The sequence below is a fragment of the Pseudomonas sp. ef1 genome (assembly GCF_007293365.2).
Lineage (GTDB): Bacteria > Pseudomonadota > Gammaproteobacteria > Pseudomonadales > Pseudomonadaceae > Aquipseudomonas > Aquipseudomonas siliginis.
This window is the reverse complement of record NZ_CM129815.1, coordinates 920,243-936,644: the sequence shown is the minus strand read 5'-3', so window position 1 is coordinate 936,644 and position 16,402 is coordinate 920,243. Positions and strand designations below refer to the sequence as shown.

The 16,402-nt window shown below is 54.2% G+C and carries 14 protein-coding genes; 2 read left to right on the top strand and 12 right to left on the bottom strand.

What is annotated here, in order from left to right; genetic code table 11:
• Positions 1-189: 189 nt before the first annotated feature.
• Complete coding sequence (locus FEE99_RS04465; protein WP_003298414.1) at positions 190-1,887, top strand: phosphoethanolamine transferase; 1,698 nt, start codon at positions 190-192, stop codon at positions 1,885-1,887.
• A gap of 122 nt (positions 1,888-2,009) precedes the next feature.
• Positions 2,010-2,138, top strand: a complete 129-nt coding sequence (locus tag FEE99_RS04460) for a hypothetical protein (RefSeq protein ID WP_003253468.1) — start codon at positions 2,010-2,012, stop codon at positions 2,136-2,138.
• Positions 2,139-2,281: 143 nt separating this feature from the next.
• Here the strand turns inward: FEE99_RS04460 and FEE99_RS04455 are convergent, their stop codons facing one another.
• The 12 genes from FEE99_RS04455 to gyrB form a co-directional block, all read right to left on the bottom strand.
• Positions 2,282-2,488: a hypothetical protein gene (locus FEE99_RS04455; protein WP_003298411.1), complete on the bottom strand. Its 207-nt coding sequence runs from the start codon at positions 2,486-2,488 to the stop codon at positions 2,282-2,284.
• A 14-nt stretch (positions 2,489-2,502) separates the two neighbouring features.
• On the bottom strand, positions 2,503-2,712 hold the full coding sequence (locus FEE99_RS04450; protein ID WP_003298409.1) for a hypothetical protein: 210 nt from the start codon (positions 2,710-2,712) through the stop codon (positions 2,503-2,505).
• 220 nt (positions 2,713-2,932) lie between these two features.
• Positions 2,933-3,856: a hypothetical protein gene (locus tag FEE99_RS04445; RefSeq protein ID WP_010951435.1), complete on the bottom strand. Its 924-nt coding sequence runs from the start codon at positions 3,854-3,856 to the stop codon at positions 2,933-2,935.
• Between the two features lie 310 nt (positions 3,857-4,166).
• Positions 4,167-5,036, bottom strand: coding sequence for a hypothetical protein (locus FEE99_RS04440; RefSeq protein ID WP_016497350.1), 870 nt, complete (start codon positions 5,034-5,036; stop codon positions 4,167-4,169).
• A 2-nt stretch (positions 5,037-5,038) separates the two neighbouring features.
• Positions 5,039-5,722 (bottom strand): transcriptional regulator, encoded by a 684-nt coding sequence (locus tag FEE99_RS04435; protein ID WP_126404318.1) that lies wholly within the window; start codon positions 5,720-5,722, stop codon positions 5,039-5,041.
• Positions 5,719-6,561: a TIGR04255 family protein gene (locus tag FEE99_RS04430; RefSeq protein ID WP_010951432.1), complete on the bottom strand. Its 843-nt coding sequence runs from the start codon at positions 6,559-6,561 to the stop codon at positions 5,719-5,721. Before FEE99_RS04430 ends, FEE99_RS04435 begins: the two co-directional genes overlap by 4 nt.
• Before the next feature lie 645 nt (positions 6,562-7,206).
• Complete coding sequence (locus FEE99_RS04425) at positions 7,207-7,566, bottom strand: histone-like nucleoid-structuring protein, MvaT/MvaU family (protein ID WP_010951431.1); 360 nt, start codon at positions 7,564-7,566, stop codon at positions 7,207-7,209.
• A 56-nt stretch (positions 7,567-7,622) separates the two neighbouring features.
• Positions 7,623-9,539 (bottom strand): TniQ family protein, encoded by a 1,917-nt coding sequence (locus tag FEE99_RS04420; protein ID WP_010951430.1) that lies wholly within the window; start codon positions 9,537-9,539, stop codon positions 7,623-7,625.
• Positions 9,540-9,614: 75 nt separating this feature from the next.
• Positions 9,615-10,574 carry a TniB family NTP-binding protein gene (locus FEE99_RS04415; RefSeq protein ID WP_010951429.1) on the bottom strand — a complete coding sequence of 320 codons (960 nt, stop codon included), beginning with the start codon at positions 10,572-10,574 and terminating at the stop codon, positions 9,615-9,617.
• Positions 10,571-12,529 carry a DDE-type integrase/transposase/recombinase gene (locus FEE99_RS04410; RefSeq protein ID WP_016497347.1) on the bottom strand — a complete coding sequence of 653 codons (1,959 nt, stop codon included), beginning with the start codon at positions 12,527-12,529 and terminating at the stop codon, positions 10,571-10,573. The genes FEE99_RS04415 and FEE99_RS04410 overlap by 4 nt, the downstream gene beginning before the upstream one ends.
• Complete coding sequence (locus FEE99_RS04405; protein ID WP_011953077.1) at positions 12,510-13,148, bottom strand: TnsA endonuclease N-terminal domain-containing protein; 639 nt, start codon at positions 13,146-13,148, stop codon at positions 12,510-12,512. The genes FEE99_RS04410 and FEE99_RS04405 overlap by 20 nt, the downstream gene beginning before the upstream one ends.
• Positions 13,149-13,983: 835 nt before the next feature.
• Complete coding sequence (gene gyrB / locus FEE99_RS04400) at positions 13,984-16,401, bottom strand: DNA topoisomerase (ATP-hydrolyzing) subunit B (protein WP_024014948.1); 2,418 nt, start codon at positions 16,399-16,401, stop codon at positions 13,984-13,986.
• Position 16,402: the final 1 nt, after the last annotated feature.

The following is a 16,402-nucleotide window of genomic DNA, read 5'->3' as shown; positions in this document are numbered from 1 at the left end:
CTCAGCGAGATTCATTTCTCTTTTTATCCCTATGCCTCACACATACTAAGCGTCCCCAACGCCTAGGGGCCTAAGGCCTCTGACGCTCCGCACATTGCGCAATCGCTCAGCATCTGTCGACGGTTTGCCTTGTAGCTCCCGCTAACTCCATAGCTACCGCCATGGATAAGCAGCTTCCAGAGTTTGATAATGACACCTTCCAAATCCATTGTTCACACCCTGTTAAGCAAATGGATCTTTGCTATTCGCAATGCGCGGCAGAAAGGCATCAGTACTAATTTGCTAATCGGCCTGGTGACTTTTTGGTTACTGCTATTCGCGAACGCTGAGCTCTGGAACGTGCTCTGGAAGCTGGTATTCAAAACCGATGAAGTGAACTGGCAGCTAGCGGCTAGCCTCCCAGTCATAGTATTCGCATGGGTGTTTACCGTTCTGAGCTTGCTGTCATGGGGGCGGCTGGCCAAACCCATACTGTGCCTGGTACTGATCAGCGCGTCTTTTGCGAGTTACTTCATGAATGCCTACGGCATCGTGATCGATTACACAATGTTCACCAACGTTGTGGAGACCGACGTCGCTGAGGCAACCGAGCTGCTGAATTGGAAGCTCGGTCTTTGGGTCGCAATGGTTGGGGTGTTGCCCGTCTACCTGATTGCCCGGGTTCCCCTCCGGCGCAAGCCTTGGGCCAAAGCTTTGGTCAGCAGGTTCATTGCTCTGTCGCTCGCTCTGTTGACCTTATCTGGCATCGCGTTGAGTCAGTACCAGTCGTATGCCTCCTTGCTGCGCAACAATCGGGAGATCCGGCTGATTCTGGTACCTACCAACTTGTTTGCGGCTGGCCATGGGTACCTGAAGCGTCAGCTGGCCTCACCTAAAACGCTGACGGCCATTGGTACTGATGCGGTAGTTAATCGACAGGGTGCGGCTCGTAAACCCAGGCTGCTGGTACTGGCAGTAGGAGAGACCGCTCGCTCCGCCAACTTCTCCCTCAACGGCTACTCCCGTGAAACGAATCCGGAACTAGAAAAGCGAAATGTCATTAGCTTCACGAACGTGAGCTCCTGCGGTACCGCTACCGCGGTCTCGCTGCCATGCATGTTCCTGGACGTGGGTAAGGCCCAGTACAAAGATGGCTTGGCCAAGAGCCGAGAAGGGCTGCTCGACGTGCTTCAACGCGCTGGCATCAGTGTCATGTGGACTGACAACAACTCGGGGTGCAAAGGGGTCTGCGACAGGGTTCCCAACCACAAGGCTGCCTCTCACGCGGATTCCCAACTGTGCACCAGCGAGGAGTGTAAGGACGGGGTGCTGCTCACGGAGATGCAAGACTTCATCAAGCGCCAGGAAGGCGATGCTGTCCTGGTGCTCCACTACAAAGGCAGTCACGGCCCGGCCTACTACAAGCGCTACCCCTCGCAATTCAAGAAATTCGCACCGGTGTGCGAGACCAACGAGCTCGACAAATGTAAGCAGGAGGAGGTGGTCAATGCCTACGACAACTCAATCCTCTACACCGATTATGTGACTGCAAATCTCATCGATATCCTGGCGGCCAACACCAAGTTCGACACTGCGCTGATGTACGTTTCGGACCACGGCGAATCGCTGGGGGAGGGTGGGCTCTATCTACACGGGCTGCCTTACGCGATGGCTCCTGACGAGCAAACAAAGGTGCCGTTGGTACTTTGGATGTCTGACTCGCTCGCGAAGAGCGAAAAGGTCAACGTGGGTTGTTTGAAAGCTCAAACCACGTCACCGCTGAGCCACGACAACCTGTTCCACACCGTGCTCGGCATGATGAACGTCCAGACGTCTTCGTATCGCTCAGCGCTGGATTTCACTGCCCCTTGTAAGCCCTTTGTCGGAGGCTCTTATTCTGGCCTCTGAATGTTCGATGTGGACCGGATCATCGGCCAGGCGGTTCTGCACCAGCCTGCTTTGACAGCTGAGAGAAGCTGGACTAATTACATAGCTGCATTCAACAACCCAAGCGGAAAAGGAAGTTTTGCATGAGCATCAAGCCAGGCCCAAAGCGCACCAATGAAGATGGCACTCCGGACAAAAGGCAGCGAGTCACCCCTGAAAAGCAGAAGGACCATCCGGACCTGAAACCCCACAAGCACAAAAAGGGGGAGTAAGAAAAAAGCAGCTCTCGGGAGCTGCTTTTTTTTTGGGGCTGTGTGCAAACCCTCCCGACCGTCTCGCTGATCAATCGGACCGCGTCGTGAGTCTTCCGCTTGGCTTGATGGATTCTGAAGCTACCTCCGGATCGGTTATCCCTTCAGTGCGGACGACGAGACTGATATCCCAGAGCGTTGAGCTGATACTCGCTGACAGCCCGAAATTGTGATTCTGCGATTTGACGCAGGCGCTCAACCTCTTCGGCAGATGAGCCAGAAGCCTGCGCCTCGTGGTATTGCTTCATCGCATCCACTGCGTCGGTATACATGGGGTGGTCGGGGAGAAGAGCTGGCATCTTTTTCGTCATGTAGCGGCAGGTCCTCACTGGATAGTCGACGGTGGTTTACCTGCTTTGAGGAGCTGAAAATCAATGACCGCCTGATAGAGCGAATCTGCCAATGGGTGAAGACGCTGTACCTCAAGGTCTGGCAATCCAGCAGCCTCCGCTTCGTGGGCCTGTCGGATAGCTTCAAGCGCTTGCCTCATCAGTGGCTCACCAGCCTCGACCATTCCAATGAATGTGCGCTTCACAACATTTTGCTCCATTCAGCTGAAGATGAATTATAGGACACCGCGGCGTGGCAAGGCCCCGAGCAGCATAGGTGTTCGACGCCCGACTGAACGAATCAATGAGGAGCGCGCTGGCCTGGGGAGTGGCCAGGGCGCGTGTCGTAGCTACGTTGTAAACCACTTTTTTTCACTGTAAACCACTGTGGTTACAGTGAAAAAAAGTGGTTTACAACAGGCCTCCTCAGGCCTGAGTCAGCTCCAGCAGATCGCCCAGTTCCTCCCGGGCCATCTTCACTCTATCCATTCTGCGATAAGGATGATCAACCGGCATCCGGATAAGGGATTCGAACCAAGCCGAATCGAATTTGATGACTTCCTTGTGAATGTGCTCAAGCTCACCTCCGCGAGGCTGTGACACTACAAACTCCATGCTTTCAACCAAGCCGGACGCTTCACTGTCTTTGACGATTCGATGGCGGATGAAACTCATTTTGAGATCAAAATATGCCGCCTTCGAACCAGGCACCTTCTTCGATTCCAGCCGACCAGTGCTGCTGATTTCCGCCCCTGGCACCTCAGCGGCAATAGCTTTCACCAGCTCAGCATTTCCAATGACCTTCTGGCCAAACAGGCGGGTGGCGTCCGACATGTAAGCAAAGATCCATGGCACATTGCGAAGCGTCGCGCCGGTATAGAGGTAGCCACGCTCTCCCTTGTAACGCTGCAGCATGCCTCTCAACGCGTTCTCGGAAAGGACCAGTTGGGTCTCTTTCTCCAGGATGTAAACCACGCGATCGAACTGTTCGATCAATAGCTTGAGAATCTTCCGTGGGACGCCGTCAAACCTGGTTTTTCGTTCTGTTTTCTTGTGCTGGCGAGGCTGGAAGTACGGGCAATCGTTACGGGCCTCACTATCAAATGGAGCGATGCCGCGAATGCTCTTAGTAGCATGTTTCCCGAATGGGTTCTTCACGTTAGGCGGTAGCTCATACAGCCCAACCAGCTGGACAGGGTTGTCGCATGCCGGGCATACAGCAAACTGAGCTAGCTTGCCGGCACTTCCAGGCTGGTACCATGGATCTCTGCGGAAGGTCTCGGCCTCGAAACCTTCCTTGTCGATGATCTTGCTTTCTGTGTCTTCGATGCGGACCTTATAGACATCCATCTTTGCTGAAACCGTATCAATAGAGGGTCTCTGGATGGTAACGAGCGAGGATAGGCAGCAGTAGGCCTAACTGACCCTTTTGGTGGTCACCCGCTGGTTTGAGGCCCGCCCAAAGCATGCCTGATCGACCTGGGCGGGCCCTAGAAACAACTAACCCCCTGGTGCGCAGTACAGGTCTGGGACCTGCCCGAGGCGTGGGGGCTATTCTTGGAGCGACAGTGACACCGGCTCCGGAGAAAATCAATTGGTTTGTAGAGCAGCCGGTCAGCTAAGGTCAAACCCAGATCCTAAAGGGGAGGCCGATAGCAGCTCAGTCAGCATCATCGGCACCTTCTTCATCTTCATCGGTATCCCCAACACTGAGCCAGTCGTGAAGGTTGTACCGCACGAAGTCTTCCGCATCGAGCATGGTAAAGTCTTGGAGCACCGTGACGTCTGCTCCACCGAAGTACAGCCCATCGTTGAGATTTCTGGCCACCCCGAGCAATTCATTCAGCTGGTCGTGCAGCTCATTTGCGCGCCTGGCGTGCTCTCGTTTGGTCAAAAACCGGAACACCACCTCGTAGGGCTCAGCCGGGTCGCGAATCTCGCCCTTGGGGTTGAAGGAAACCCAAGCACTAGCGAAAAATTGGTTGTTCTGATGGAGGAAATCGTCGACAAGCACGGCGATGCCCTTCATGCCGTCGTCACCTTGGTCTGCCTTCAGGCGGTTGACCAACTCGTCCGGCATCGCAATACGGTTGTAATGGTGGGACATCCAGTATGAGAAATACTGACCGTTTTCTTCGCTCAGCGTGATTACCGGATTTCGGTGGAGCGTCGGAAGCACGGCTCTCTTGGTCCACACACGCTTGTGAATCTTGAGCTCCAAAACCTGCTTTTCCGCGTGCTGCAGGTGCAGCGTACGTGGATTGAGGGCGTGCAGCTGCTTATCAAAGGCCTTTTTCTTTACCTTAACGGCAATCCACTCTATCCACGGCGCATCACAAAGGTTGCGTGCATGCACCGTGCAGGAATGGGAGGCCAACATCCAATAAGCTGGAGCCACCCCCTCGAATTGGCCTTTCAGGACCTCCTCGGATATGTGTTCAATCAAGGCGTCACCTGAGACGGTATCTCCTTGCAGCCAACCAGCAGCGCTAATGGCACTTACGATCTCTTGCTCAGGTGTATCAGCCATAATCAAACCAAATTCGAACCGCCCGATTTTTCTAACCTGGCGATGGTTTTGAGGTCCCTATCACGTAGCTGCTGCGCCTTGCCAGCCAACTCCGCAACCATTCCGTACACACCTTTAGCGCCATTTCGATTCCACGCTTCATCCGAAAGCGCATCCTGAATCAGGCGGCCATCGGCGGTTGGATAGAAAAGCACCCGATGCAGATACTGCGCTTCTTCGGCGTTAACTTGGCGCAACGCCTCAGTTAAAGCCGCAAGCCTCTCGGGAAAACCAGTGGCGGTTTTTCCAGTCCGCCAATTGTACACGGTCTGACGAGACACGTTGAAGATCTGCGCGATGGAGCTATCTGACAACTTGAAGTCGCTCCTAAGCTCCTCGATTAAGGCCGGCGCTACGTCTTCGGTAACATTGGCATCCTGGCTGGTGTCCACCTCGGTCCAGGCACCAGCATGCACGCCATGAAAGCTCATGCCTGCTGAGCCGATAAGTTGTGGATAGGGCAGGGAGGCAGTCCCAGGAGCGACTACTACCGAAACGGCCAGCATCGCTGTGAAAGCAATCGCCAATACAGGGTTTGCTGTCGTGCTACCTACACGCGGAGCAATTTCAGGGTTTTCCCAAGTAGAAGATCTGCTTACAGCAGCCCCGGTAGGATCAATCCATTGCCCATTCATTGCTGTAGTCATTTCGCCTTCCCCCAAACCTCAAAGGCATGATCTTTCGCGACTGTCCTAAAAGCAAAGTTAGCAGTCTTATGCAAACCGTCGAGTCTCGTGCAGATCTCCTCGGTTCCCAGTCGTTCGGCTAACTGCAGCGGCCAATGCGCATCCGTATCGAGAAGAGCACCATTTTCGCTAACAGGCACAAATGCACCTTGCAGAGGAGCACCATGCTTGGATGAATTCCTCGATTGCTTAGCAATTTCGAAAACCATGGCCGGCTCGACCAAATCTTCCGGTATCCACATACCAGTCTGCCGCCAGCATCTGATGTGCAGATACTCCGGATCTAGATGGTAGGTGGTAGTAGAGATTCCAAGCTGCTCCTTGGGGACTTTCCCATGCGCCGCTAGCTCATCGCATTTAAGTGGGAGCATGGCTTCCGGAAGGTAGTCGGCTAGGGTCTCACCTTCAGCTGGTTCAATTTTATCGACGTACCGCATCCCGATAGCGGTGATATCCAATGCACCTGCTTGCCCTACCAGCGCCTCAATGCACTCACGGAAAAGCGCTAAGTGGTTATCAAAATGAAGATAATTTGTGCTTTGCAGGATCATGTGATCCATGGCCAGCACGCACGCGTAGTCAGCATCCCGATTAAGGAACGCCCAAGAATTCGGTTCTCCGCTGTGCATCACCCCAGGCGGCACGCCCTTGACCATCTGGAAGAAGCCCGGGAGGCTCTGACGGATCGTGTGCTGAATGTCTGGGATCAGCTTTGGCAGCTTAAGAATCGGGGCAAATCTGATTACGCTCAACGCATAGATAAGCGGCGCCCTTGCTAAGACCCCTTCGCGTTCTGACATGTTAACTCCTCCACCGCGCCCAACGAGGGACCGGATTCTACATCATTTGACAAATCCTTTGACAAGAACTGTATAGCAGGGCCTTTCGATTTGACAAGCGGTCCCCGTGAGGGATGGAGTGCAGAAAACGCCTCCATCAGGAGCTTACTCGTCATTCCAGAAAAGCCTCTACAGACACCATCGCTAAGCCTCTGAGGAAGCACGAATTTTTAATCAGAGCTCTTCCTAGCAGTGAGAAGAAACTCAACGAATCGTCACCAGATAGCTCAATCCAGGGGAACGCTTGCTCTGATGGGGTGGTTCAGAAACGTGCTGTCTGGTCCAGATTTCTCATCTACGAAGAGCACGAAGAGCTCTTGGATCCAGAGTTTGAGGCCGTGATTGGCTGAATGGAGAGGTCGGAAAGAGGACGGGTGATCCAGTGAAGCACAAGCGCAGTCAGGAGGCTTGCGATGGTGTTCACTGAGATTGAGACGAGAGCATTCCGCATTTTGGAGAGTCCATTTTTTGAAGTGGACCTCTATTTAATGCGCATAAACTGTGTGTCACCACCACCCGCAGAAAATTTCGTCACGCCCCAGAATGGGAATTTGCATTCGGGGCGCACCACGATTCATCTCGTGCCAGAAGCCGCCTGCAGTGCAATCAATTGGCGAGCCAAGACTCGACTACCTCAGCGCCATACTCGTTTTTCCAGGCCTTAAGCGTACGCTGATTACCACCCTTGGTCTCAACAACCTCTCCGCTGTGTGGATTCTTGTAGACCTTTACTTCGCGTGGTTTCCGAGAGGTTTTTGGGGCCATATCAGTGGAAGCCACCGCTTGCGGATCGAGGATCAGCACCACTTGGCGCAGGCCGTAGCCATACTCGTTGAGCAAACTGCGCAGCTTCGTTTCAAATTCCATTTCCTGCTTCAGGGCAGAGTCATTTTTCAGCGCTTCCAGCTCCGCCAGTTGGGCTGCGAGCTGTTGTTCGAGCAGGCGGAATTCAGCGAGACGGGACATAAGATTCTCCAAAATGGGTTCGATGATTTTAGCAATCAAGAAAGAAAGCGTGCTAACTATCTTGATCCCACATGCCTGAATCGGCAATCACGAGGCTGAGCGATCGGTGTGGATAAAAACGTGATGGCTTCAGGATCGTCGATCTGGGCGGCTTCACTTGCGAGGTAATCGATCAGCTTTTTGCTTCTTACCCAAACGTACTGCCGGCAAGCCGCGTTTGGAATGGATGGCCCCGCAACGGGGCGAAACCTGGCCTCCCAAAGGTGCTTGAACGCCTCCCTGGTCGACTTCCCCAAATACACCGCAATCTCCGGTCCCAAGATATAGCCACGCCTGAATCTGTCGATGGCTTGAGGCTTAACCATCAATTGCGTACGCCGGCCTCGTTCGACAGCAGTGCTCCATAGCAGACCCAGTCGAACGAACGCGTATGCGCATTGTTCTTTGACGCCTAACAGCGCAGCAGCCTTGACTACCGACAGGCCGGGAAAGACCGGACTCTTGTTCTCAGCTCGGGCTTGTTGCCACGCTGCAAAATCTTGCGGCTTGAGTAACCACGCCCCTACCGCAACCGAGCCATTCTCAGCTGGGCCGTAAGCGCGAAGTTCACCTGCACGTATTGCCTGAACCAACTCGACCAACCCACCCCCCTTGGGCAGAGAATGCTTGGCCAAGTAGTTGATCGACACCAGGCTCTGGTCAGAGCTGGTAGGCAGCTTCTCATCAATCAATTCGTTGATCGAGCGGCAGTCAATCAGCCACCTTTCGCCTGGGCGCGGTTCTCCACCAAAGAACTGGAGGGTACCACCAGCTAGCAGCTGCCTAACCCGATTGCGACAGAGGCTTAGCAAAGTCGAGGTTTCTTTCATATCAGCCACGCCCTGGAGATGCTGCGAGATTGCCTTCAAATGATCCAGGTCCACGACCGTAAAGACTCGATCTTCATGGACCTTCTCCCGATAGGCGATTTGTCCCTCCTGATGAAGGCGTTTTATGACTGATACCCCGAGACCACAAGCTTCAGCAGCAGAATCGAACGACACCCAACGATGTCTCTCAATCGTCTCCTCACTCAAATTGCGATTTCGCTTCGCTAACGGTGCTTCCCACGCATGCTGCAGAAATGATTCGAACTCTCGACGAAGAAAGTCAAAACAAGAGTCATCCAGATCACGGTGGATGTCGTGGTATATCGGGCCGAACGATCTGCTGAGCGTCCAATGTTCGTTATCGGAATGGACTGCCTTGAGGCCACTCAGCAGTTCTCTGAATGCGAGAGGCCAGTTCATGAGAACCACGCCCGCCGCGTTTGCCATAAGCCGCGATATCTCTAGCGAACCCGAATCAGCAACCTTCAGCGGCTGGGTTCTTTCCGTAGGCAAACTTCTGACAGCGAGACGCGATGACAACTCGTGAAACTGTTCGTAGGTGAGGGCCGCCAATCCCGCGTCAGCTGGCAACGAGTCGGCGTAAAACCTATCTTCAAAGCCAGAGGTGAGCCAGGCGGCCGTATCACTCGCCGGCGCGATCTCAAAATTGGTCCCACTCAATGAGGTGCCACACGCTTGGCAACTATTCGCACTCATTGCGCTTGGATCGGTTTCCTTCAGACAGTTGGGGCACCGCCCGTGGAGTTCAGTGCCGTGGACAGAACACGTCGTAACCAGGGTCAAGCCCCAGCTTTCTCTCCAATAACCGGCTTCGCCCAAACAGATCGGACAGTAACGAGCGTGATGAGTCGTCCATAACTTGACCCCCTTGGGCCTTGGATCACGAAACTCAGCAGATACCGCAGGCCAGCTCAGTGGTCCTTCCATCATCTGCAGCCAGTCCGCAACATCGGTCTCGTCGGCTCGTGCAAAGGCGGTGAGCAGTTCCTTTCTGGGTAATCCGTTGGCTTTCGCCAGGCGCTGCAGGTACCCCAAAAGACTTTCGTCTTGGTGTGGTCGTGGGTTGATTAAAAGACCAAACATTCCTACACATCCATGAAATCGAAGACATAAAAATCAGGGGAGTAGAGCCGGGCCGATAAGCCCGGCCCTTGGCCGTCAGGTACTGCTCTCTTCGAACGTCTCAAACGGCTCCCGCTTCCCGAACAGAGGCTGGAAATTGAAGCTCGCACTGAAGGGGTTTCGATCCTCGGTGGCGTAGCTCCAAACCTCGTCTTCAAAAGCCTGGGCCAGCACAGGAAGTTCAATCCCGACAAGGTCCTGGACTTGAACCAGCCAAACAGCCCTGTCCACAATCTTGATGAGGTAGTCGATCAATCCATAGGAAGCCAGGTAGAAGCGTTTAATCATCGCTGGCTCTACAAAACTGATGGTTTGAACAGGCAGTTCGCCCTCGATTGCCTGCAACAACATCACGAAATGAAGAGACGTATTAGCGGAGAAGGTGAAGCGATCGTATGCCACCGTGGCCGAAAACCTGCGTCGCAGTTGCTCGTTTGCTAGCAGGAGATTTTCGGTGCGCTTCAGCCCAATCAGAACAAACGCGATACTGGTTTCATTCATCAGACTCTTGATCCAGTCTGCTGCCTCATACGCACCATTACGACGATAATCGACCAGGTGCTGCGCCTCATCGAGGACCAACATCTCCACGCCAAGGTTCTTCAGCAGCAGGACTACTCGCGCAAATTTAACCTCTGCCGAATGTCCTCGTGCCTCTGCGAAGGGATCCTTCAGCTCTGCCAAAATGGCTGCTGCCAGGTTCTTTTTGGTTGGAGACGAAGGCATCTCGACGAACAGAACTGTCCGCTTCTGTGGGTCATGGCTCTCCAATTCCTCCAATGACCGAATGTACTCCTTGACCAATGTGCTCTTGCCCACTCCGCTTGGACCTTGGATCAGCAACCCTTTACTTGCTCTGGTACGCCGACTATCGCCGTGGATATCGCCTAGTCGCGTCAACGCTCGCTCGACTTGAGGGCTGTGAATAAAACGATCGCGGAGCGTAAAGCTGTATTCACCATGCTCGTAGCATTCGTACAGATTGATGGCGTTCATGGCTTAGAACTCCCAGCAGGGCGACGAACCGAGACCTTGAAGGCTGCTGGCGGAATGTTAGGAATAGAGTCACCGGTCCATTCCACTTCAGCGAGTACCTTGGGTGGAGGCGTGCTTTCGGTCACTCGACCCTCCTTGTCGATTTTCGCTATGGCAGCTGCGCGTCGTTTTCTGAGCGTCTGCGAACGGCGGGCCTCGTCTGCATCTTCCATAATTTCCTGGTAGCACCTGTGCGTAGCCTCGAAGCTAGGCTGCTCATTATATTTTTCTCGCAGCGCTTTCTCGGCAGCCTTCCACACCTCCCTGCTCTTACCGGCCATTCGCTCATCTTTGGCGGGCACTTTGAAGAACAAGTTTCTGAAGCGGTCGTGAACCCAAACGTGCCCGGCTTCGTCTCGATAGCGGACGTTTACCTTTTCTCCGTCTGCCAAACGCATACGGAGCTCAGCAAGTTCCGTAGAGTGGTAGCCCACTTTGGCAACCTCGATGCCGTAATGGTGAACCTTCACCGAGGCCCGCTTGGCCAGAATGCACTCCAACGAGTCCAGGTCGACGGGAAGGCTGATGACATGGTTCGCCTCGCTAGTCCCCCAGACTTGAGCCGGTGTTCTGTTGTCCAGCCCCCGATGAGGAGTCTGGTGGTAACCATCGACGATCCATTTCACTACCACCGCCTCCAATTGAGGGAGCGTGAAACATGCATTCTTCTCCGAGTCGTAATCGCCACGCTGCTGGATATTCGAGAAGGTGGTACCCGGGAGGTTGTGGATAAGCCCCAGGTTCTGTGTGCTGAAAAAGCGTTCGACGGCACCTTTCCTTTGAGGGGCCCTTGAAGCGGGATACATGATCTCGATACCCAACTCGTTGAATCCCATGATGAGATCGCCCGCGTGAAATTCCGCTGCGTTGTCTGGGACTATTCGAGCCGGCAGCCCACGTGCCCACCATTCATTTCTCACTTTCGGAAAGCGCTTCAGCAATTCGGCTTTTGGACGGATTGAGCGTTCGATCACACGAAGCACGGTTTCCGTATTTGGCGCCGACAGGTGGAGCAAATATCCCATCACCATTCGAGAGAAGCGGTCGAGGACGATCGTCAGATAGGGGCGCCCAATGCACAGCCCCGAGGTTTCATCCACAAGCTGGACGTCCAACAAGGTGTGATCAATTTCCCAACGTTCCAAAATCTCATGGACACGTAGGACACCCGCCGCAACACGGTGCTTCTTGTCTGCTGCGTGTTTTCCGAGCCTCTCCTTATCCACAAGGTACGGATCCAGCTTGGCGATGTACCTTCGGACAGTCATTCCGCTTGGGATCTTGAGCTGATCCGAAGGCAAACGACTTTTGTTCCTCTCTTTTATCTGATCTTCGAATTCTGAAACGACCACGCTGACCGCTGGAATCGTATCCTGCAGGTAGGTTTTATTAATCACCCCTTCAAGAATAACTTCGAGCTCTCCCTGTATCGCGGCAGCCCGACCCTTTTTGGCATGCTGAGGGATAAGCTTTACTACGTTCTGGCCAATGTATTTGGCTGCCCAACGTCGAATAGTGGAAACCGAGGGTGCGCACGCATCCCCAATCTTTTTGGCGATATCTCTAAGTTTCTTGATCATGTCTTCGTCACCCGGTAGCTTGTATTTACCGCGCTTAGTTAGGTCGTCCAGATACTTGCGTCGACGCAATGCCTCATCTCCATGTTTTTTGGGGAAGCATGAAATATCTGGAGGGACGTTCCGCACATACGGAACCTTCCCAAGGTATGGCTGATCAGCGGAGATCTCGATCTCGCGCTTCTCGTAGGCCTCATAGAACTCCTTCTCGGATAGCTTCGTGGGCTCACCAAGCTCATCGAAAAAGAGCAGCTTCCGGTCAATAAGCCTCTTCTCAAGCACCATCAGTACGCCACGAACGATGACGACCAATTTCACCCTAAGGGAAAAGGTTTGCATGACGGTGCCCCCCTTGCAGGAAGACCGGGGAGTCAGTGTCAATTGACCTATCAAGGTCAATGCCCACCACCCCAAGGCCTAACAAGCGCCAGGCTTTCCCCTCACCAACCACGTAGAGCAGATCTGCAACGGTCATAGGCGGCCATTCGTTGAAGGTCGCCATTACCTCCTCCAACGCCTGATGCGAAAGCTCTGGACCGCGCCGGTGATACATCAGCCTTCTAAGATTGGTAGCCAGGGGTTCAGCTTCAATTAACTTTTCAGTGATCACCGAAAAGTTACGGGCAGTGGCGTTGAAGTAGCGCTCAGCGGCATCCAGTCGCTGCCTGACGCTGGCAATCTTCAGTCGGTCGTGAGGCTTCACTTCAAACCACCACTCGCGCCCATCCGCGAGGAAAACCTGTACGTCTGGGTAATATTTGAAGTAGCCCTGGAGCGATGGAACACGTTCCTCACTGGGCTGCGGGACGTAGCCGATGACCGCAGGAGACAGCTCAAGAAGCCGAAAAAGAGCGCCTTCGAGCTGGGACTCCCAGGGCACAGGCTTTTTATTTTTGAGCGATGGGAAGTAGCCGCGGTAATGGTTGGACCGCCGCGTGACCACCTTTCGTACTGTCATGAAACACCTCCGAAAATCTCGAAACGAGCGCCGACGCTGCGCCAAAAAATCAAGGCGCAGGGCGGGCGAAGTGAGGCCTTTCGACAGGCAACACTGTGCCGTCGAGTAACCTCGCTAAGGTCGAAAAAATGGGAGAGGATTGACAGTCGCTTCGAAAAAGCAGACATTGCGGGTTCTGAGGACGCAAGTCTGCTTCGCTAAGCGCGGTCAGTCCTCTCGGGATTGATCGCGTTTTTCTACATTTTCAGGTCTCCTTTTCTCTCATTGGTCATGACTCTCATGACTGATCAGAATCTAAAGCAATCGGCTTGCTCTCTTTATTTCTAAACGGCCACTTCGTGATCGCTGGAGCAATTTGGATCAGGTCTGAAGCTCTCGCTTCAAACAGCTGATTTGGCTGAAAATCTTCAGTGCAAAGCGGAAAAGTTGGTCATAGATCTTATTCCAACATCCCTTCGAAATCTACAAAAAATCCAAAATGGCAACTTCCACCAAATTCCATTTCCATACTAAATTGTTCAAATTAATACTTAACACGTACGCTTAATTAACTATTAAGGTGTTCAAATATTAGTTTTAAAGTCCTCTCAATCTCTCTGCTGCTCAGATCCGCCCGCCGACCCTCTCAGCACTTCCAGCGCCCCATCAAATCACTTCCTCAAATCCCCCCATCTGCATCATTTTCCAATGAGCGGAGTAGGGCGCCCCGGCAGGAATTCCAGGCAAAAAAAAGCCCGCGAAGGCGGGCTTGATGGTGACCGACAGGGGCCATGGTTGAAGCCCGGCCGGTCATCTATTTGTGAAAGCGTGCAGCTTTTCTGTGAACCTACAAGGATCAGAAATCCAGGTTGGAAACCGCCAATGCGTTGCTCTCGATGAAGTCTCGGCGAGGTTCGACCGCATCACCCATCAGGGTGTTGAAGATCTGGTCTGCACCGATGGCGTCTTCGATGGTGACTTTCAGCATGCGGCGCACGCTTGGGTCCATGGTGGTTTCCCACAGCTGATCCGGGTTCATTTCGCCCAGACCTTTGTAGCGCTGGATGGTGTGGCGCTTGGTGCTTTCGGCCATCAGCCAGTCGAGGGCTTCCTTGAACTCGGTAACGGCTTTCTTGCGCTCGCCACGCTGGATGTACGCGCCTTCGTCGAGCAGGGTGCTCAATTGCGCGCCCAGGGTGACCACGGTTTTGTAGTCGTTGCTGCCGAAGAAGTCGCGGTTGAAGGTGACGTAATTCGACAGGCCGTGGGAGATCAGTTCGACCTCTGGCAGCCAGACGCCACGCTCGCGATCCTCACGCAGGCTGGCCTTGTAGACCAGGCCCGACTTCTCGTTGGTACGCAGACGGACTTCATACTGCGCCAGCCACTCTTGCATCGCCGCGTGGTCGCCCAGGGTTTCCAGACTGACGGCCGGCAGATAGATGAAGTGCTCGGTCAGCTCCTGTGGGTACAGACGCGACAGGCGCTTGAGGGTCTTCATGACCATGCGGAAGTCGTTCACCAGACGTTCCAGCGCTTCCCCGGAAATGCCCGGGGCTTCTTCGTTCAGGTGCAGGCTTGCATCTTCCAGGGCCGACTGCGTCATGTACTCTTCCATGGCGTCGTCGTCTTTGATGTATTGCTCTTGCTTGCCTTTCTTGACCTTATACAGCGGTGGCTGGGCGATGTAGATGTAGCCACGCTCGATCAGCTCGGGCAACTGACGGAAGAAGAAGGTCAGCAGCAGGGTACGGATGTGCGAACCGTCGACGTCAGCATCGGTCATGATGATGATGTTGTGATAGCGCAGCTTGTCGATGTTGTACTCTTCGCGACCGATGCCACAGCCCAGAGCGGTGATCAGCGTGCCCACTTCCTGGGACGAGATCATCTTGTCGAAACGCGCTTTCTCGACGTTGAGGATCTTGCCCTTCAACGGCAGGATCGCCTGGGTCTTGCGGTTACGTCCCTGCTTCGCAGAACCGCCCGCGGAGTCACCCTCCACCAGGTACAGTTCGGACAGCGCCGGGTCTTTTTCCTGGCAGTCGGCGAGCTTGCCCGGCAGGCCGGCGATGTCCAGCGCGCCTTTGCGGCGGGTCATCTCACGGGCCTTGCGCGCAGCTTCACGGGCACGGGCGGCGTCGATCATCTTGCCGACTACCAGCTTGGCTTCGTTCGGGTTCTCCAGAAGGAAGTCGGAGAAGTATTTGCCCATCTCCTGTTCCACTGCAGTCTTCACTTCGGAAGACACCAGCTTGTCTTTGGTCTGCGAGCTGAACTTCGGATCCGGCACTTTCACCGAGATGATCGCGGTCAGGCCTTCACGAGCGTCGTCACCGGTGGTGGCGACTTTGTGCTTCTTCGCCAGACCTTCCTGCTCGATGTAGTTGTTCAGGTTACGCGTCAGTGCCGAGCGGAAGCCCACCAGGTGAGTGCCGCCGTCGCGCTGCGGAATGTTGTTGGTGAAGCACAACAGGTTCTCGTTGAAGCTGTCGTTCCACTGCAGGGCGATTTCCACGCCGATGCCGTCTTCACGCTGGATGTTGAAGTGGAACACCTGATTGACCGCAGTCTTGTTGGTGTTCAGGTATTCAACGAACGCACGCAGGCCGCCTTCGTACTTGAACAGCTCTTCCTTGCCGCTGCGCTCGTCCTTGAGGACGATGCCGACACCGGAGTTGAGGAAGGACAGTTCACGAATGCGCTTGGCGAGGATGTCCCAGCTGAAGTGAATGTTCTTGAAGGTTTCGCTGGAAGCCTTGAAGTGGATCTGGGTACCGGTGGTTTCGCTGTCGCCAACGATGGCCATCGGTGCCTGAGGCACGCCGTGGACGTAGGTCTGTTCCCAGATCTTGCCACTGCGGCGAACGGTAAGGACCAGTTCTTCGGACAGCGCGTTCACCACCGACACACCTACGCCGTGCAGACCGCCGGATACTTTGTAGGAGTTGTCGTCGAACTTACCGCCAGCGTGGAGGACGGTCATGATGACCTCTGCGGCGGAAACGCCTTCCTCTTTATGCACGTCTACCGGGATGCCACGACCGTTGTCTTTAACGGTGATGGATTCGTCCGGGTGAATGATGATGCTGATGTCGTCGCAATGGCCGGCGAGGGCTTCGTCGATCGAGTTGTCGACCACCTCGAACACCATGTGGTGCAGACCGCTGCCATCGTCGGTGTCACCAATGTACATACCGGGACGTTTGCGTACGGCATCCAGGCCTTTCAGCACTTTAATGCTCGTTGAGTCGTACGTATTTTCTTCGCTCAAT